Here is a 4657-nt window from a genome sequence, read left to right on the forward strand (position 1 = left end):
GTTATCAGTTATCAGTTATCAGTTATCAGTTATCAGTTATCAGTTATCAGTTATCAGTTATCAGTTATCAGTTATCAGTTATCAGTTATCAGTTATCAGTTATCAGTTATCAGTTATCAGTTATCAGTTATCAGTTCATTAGACATATCCAAAAATTATAACTCAATCAGAGCTTGCTTTGATAACTTGTACTAATTAGTCGTTCGGCACTGAAATATATATCTGTCGTTGCCAATTCAATTTAACTGAAAAATATGGGTACATTAAAATCATTTTTATTTGGGTAAGTTTCTTGTCTAGAAAGAATTTTAGTCTTGAGTATAATATTAGGTAGAAGTCCACTGATTACTGTTCACTGATTACTGAAATGCTGAAGATAAATTTTTTCGTTGTGTTTGATCGATTGAAAAAAATCGACAATGGGACGAGGATAATTAACCCCTAAAATCACCCCATAACGCTTTTGTTCCTCTGGAGATAACTTATAAGGTTCGTGAATTTTATCGCCTTTTATTAGAGCTAATTCGGGCAACCAGTGACGTAAATAATCGCCTTTGGGATCATAATCTCTCGACTGTTTAGGGATATTAAAATAACGAAATCCCCTTGCGTCATTGCCGACACCAGCAGTGTAATTCCAATTACCCCAATTACTACAGACATCGTAATCAACTAATAATGACTCGAACCATTCTGCTCCCATACACCAATCAATACCGAGATTTTTGGTCAGAAAACTAGCGACATTTTGCCGGCCACGATTTGACATAAATCCTGTAGAGGCTAACTCTCTCATATTAGCATCTACAAGGGGATAACCAGTTTTTCCCTGACACCAGAGATTAAATCTTTCCCAATCTTCTAGCCAAGGTAAATTAAGTTCTTGCAAACCAGATTTATAGAAAATTTTATTCCCGTGTTTACTGCAAATAAATCGGAAAAAATCTCGCCATAATAATTCAAAAATCAGCCAATAGGTAGAGTCATTTTTTACTCTTGTTTGCTCATATTTTTGTACTTCCTCGTAGATATAACGGGGGGAAAGACAGCCAAAACTTAACCAAGCTGAGAACTTTGAGGAATAATTAGTCCCTAACATTTCATTGCGGGTTTCCTTATAGGTTTTTAAGGAATCACTATCCCAAATATATTCCTTAACCCGTGATTTTCCTGCCATTTCACCCCCTTGAAACGACAAAAAGCCTCGCCGGTCTAGAATGGGTTCTGTTAAGCCCAAATCGTTTAAACTAGGAAGATTTCCCCAATCTATTTTAGGTAATTTTGTCAACTTTTTCGGACTGGGATAAGTTGTTCTTATTTCCCAATGACGTTCTACTTGTTTACGAAAATTAGTAAATAATTCCGGTAGTTGATTAAGGGTAAAAGGTAAATCATCAGGATGATATAAAGTGGCTGTCCAAAAAGTTTTGATCTGCACGAGAACCCTAGATAAAGCCTTATTGACAGCTTTTTCTACCACTAATTCCTCTGCTGTTACCTCTTGATGATAATAAACCTTGGCTATCTGCAATTCTTGAACTAATTGCGGGATAATTTCTTCTGGTTTTCCCCATCGGATAATTAAATTACTGCCTAAACTTTCCAGAGATTGTCGCAAATCTGCTACGCTTTCTAATAAAAATTTAGCCCGGAACTTGCCAGTTTTTGGAAACCCGTAGGAAGTAAGACCAAATTGACGCTCATCAAAACAATAGAAGGGAATTATCTCTAATTGTTCTTGAATGGCTCGATAAATTGCCTCGTGATCGTGAACTCGCAGATCATTGCGATACCAAATTAAAACCCGCATTTAAGATCAATTACAAAGTGGATAAGTAAGTAGTTCTAATTAAATAGAAGATAGATTTTGGGTTCGATCCCCCCTGCCCCCCTTGATAAGGGGGGTGTCTGACAATTTTTAACACCTACCTACTTAACTGATAAATAGTAACTGGGATGGGATTTAATTATCTTTTGCCGTAGTAATGGCTATAGTAACGATAATTGTGGTCTTTCCGACTAACGTTATTAGCCACTAAACCTAACACGGAAATGTGGGATAATCTCAGATCTTCGAGCAGATTTTTCAGCACAAAGCGATCGGTTTTGCCCAATTTGGTGACGAGAATTAGGCCAGTGGCCATGGCGGCGAGAATTTTGGCATCGGCAAAAGCGGCGATCGGTGGTAGATCGTAGATAATTAGATCGAAAGCGTGGTCTTGCTGTAATTGCGAGATCATCTCCTGCATTCTCTGGGAAGAAAGCAAGCGGGTTGGATCTGGGGGAATTGGACCGGCGGTAAGAATCGATAAATTCTCGTAGCGGGGTAGGGATTGAATTGCCTCGTTCCAATCGAGACCCTCGGCGATGACATTACTAAGGCCGTGGTCGTTATCAAGATTAAGTCGATGGTGAATATCGGGTCGTCGCAGGTCGGCATCCACCAGCAAGACTTTTTGTCCCATACGAGCGGCAGCCTTAGCGATATTCATTGCCATGGTGGTTTTACCATCTGCTGGTGATACAGAACTAATCACGAGGGACTTGAGGGGGGAATCGGAACCGAGGAGGCGAATATTGGTGTTAAGAGTGTGGAAAGCTTCCGAGAAGGGGGAGAAATTATAGTAGGAGGGGTTTTCTTCGGCCGATTTTGGGGTAGTATTAGGGATAGTGATTTTGCGATCGCCGACTGTTAACTGGGGTAGGGCGGCGGTGATCACTTTTTCGATCGTACCGAGGTCTTTTTGCCAGGGAATTGCACCTAAGAGGGGTAGTTTAGTATCTTCTTTTAGTTCATCTGCACTATGATGAACAGGGTCTAATCTTTCAGCTAAAAAGGCCGCCCCTAAACCTAGTAACAGACCACCGATAACCCCTAAAGCCAGATTTCGCACGGGTTTAGGAGAAACGAATTCTTCCCCTACTTCTGGGGGGGAAATCAGTTGCCAAGGCACTACTTGTTGTGCCACTTTCAGTTGGAGTTTTTGTTGTTCCTCCAGAAAACGGCCGAGACTGGTGGTGGCGATTTCCAATTCTCGTTGCAAATCCGTATAGCGACGGGCTAAAACCGCCAGATTTTTGACCGAGGCTTTCTGTTGTTCGAGGGCCCGGGCAAGGGATTTTACCTTAATTTCTAGGGTTTGGCGACTGTTAGCGGCTTCCACCAATTGTTGGGTTAGTTCTACTCGCAGAGTGCTCTGAGATACCAAAGCCGGGGAATTACCCACTGTCTGGGGCAGTTTTTCCCCTAGGGTTCTCTGGGCCTCGTTTTGCAGTAGGGGCAGTAAATTGGCTCTTTTTTCCTCTAGGGTGGCGATTATCGGGCTATCTTTCGCAAAAACTGCCGATTGTTTCGCCAGTTCCACTTCCACTTCCTGCAGCTGCTTGAGCAAATCTTGATAACCGGGAGATTCACTCAGATAAGTGGCGATAATTGCTTGATTAGGGGCCAATCCCACCTGTTGCTGTAAAGCTTGATAGCGAGAGTTAATTTCGTTAAGGGCGACTTGGGCTGCTCGATAATCTTGTTCAGTAGTGGTTAACTGTTGTGATAAACGAGTCGCTTCTTTATCGGGATCGAGGAAATTGTATTGCTGCCGGAATTGCTGCATTTGTTTTTGTAGAGAATTAACTCGTTCCCGCAGCACGGGCAATTGTGCATTGACAAAATCTAACCCTTGATTAATTTCGGTCTTCCGTTCCTGAGAACTATAGTTTAGGTAATGACGGGCTAAATTATCTAAAACCAGCTTAATTTTTTCCGGTTCCGCATCTTGATAGGAAATTTCTAAAACTTTCGTATCTTTTAATTGACTAATTTCGAGATCAGATTTGCCAGTTTTACTAATTAAATCACTGTAGGTAAAGTCGGGATACTTAGGAGTTATTTTACTAAGGATGGGGTTAAGGAGTTGAGGACTTTTCAAGACAGCGATTTGGGTGTCATAATCAATGTCTTCACCCCCTAACTGAGGCAGGATATCTTGGGCTGCCAGCCTGGAAGAACTTTTATTTTCCTCAATCGGTTGACCGATGAGCAGCAGGAATTTACCCTGATAGATAGGGGTTTTTAAGAAAGTCCAAGCAGCGATCGCCCCCGTCAACCCTAGGGTGATGCCAGCGATTATCCACCAGCGATGCTTGACGACAGAAAGGATTTGACGCAGGTTGAGTTCCTCTTCTTCCTGCGTCGGGGAGGGGATAAAAGCCGGTTGAGCAAAAACTGGTAGATTTGCTTGACTTTGGGTTTTCAAAGCCCCGTTTTGTTGGTTGTTCATCGCCCCGTTTTGTTGGTTGTTCATCATTAATCAAATATTCAAGGGATAACTCTATTAAAAGATTTTGCGGTGGCAATCTGGCTCAATCAATCACCGCTTAATCATAACACCGTGCTACGATGATAACTCTAGTTTTTCCAGAACTGCCAATTTTTGTCCCGCCTCGTCTTATGGTTAAGCTTGCTGATAATTCTACCCAGCGTTCAGAAAATCGATTATTAAAAAAGGAGAAAAGCCAGCCTTGACATCCTCGCCGCCCTAAAAGTGCGGCGATTCCTAAACCTCACGATTTAAGTTTCTGCTTCCACCACCGTCGCATACCACAGTTAAAAAACCATGTACTGTCTTACACAGAGTCCACAGACTTTCGCCCCATTTCA

The 4657-nt window shown here is 41.8% G+C and carries 2 protein-coding genes; both read right to left on the reverse strand.

Annotation, left to right across the window (positions count from 1 at the left end):
* Positions 1-352: 352 nt before the first annotated feature.
* Positions 353-1810, reverse strand: coding sequence for a DASH family cryptochrome (locus tag IM515_RS10120; protein ID WP_287626984.1), 1458 nt, complete (start codon positions 1808-1810; stop codon positions 353-355).
* Between the two features lie 157 nt (positions 1811-1967).
* The gene (locus IM515_RS10125; protein WP_287632893.1) at positions 1968-4277 is read right to left on the reverse strand and encodes a GumC family protein; all 2310 of its coding nucleotides are present in this window, start codon (positions 4275-4277) and stop codon (positions 1968-1970) included.
* Positions 4278-4657 lie beyond the last annotated feature (380 nt).

The sequence above is a fragment of the Microcystis sp. M44BS1 genome (genome assembly GCF_020244875.1).
GTDB lineage: Bacteria > Cyanobacteriota > Cyanobacteriia > Cyanobacteriales > Microcystaceae > Microcystis > Microcystis panniformis.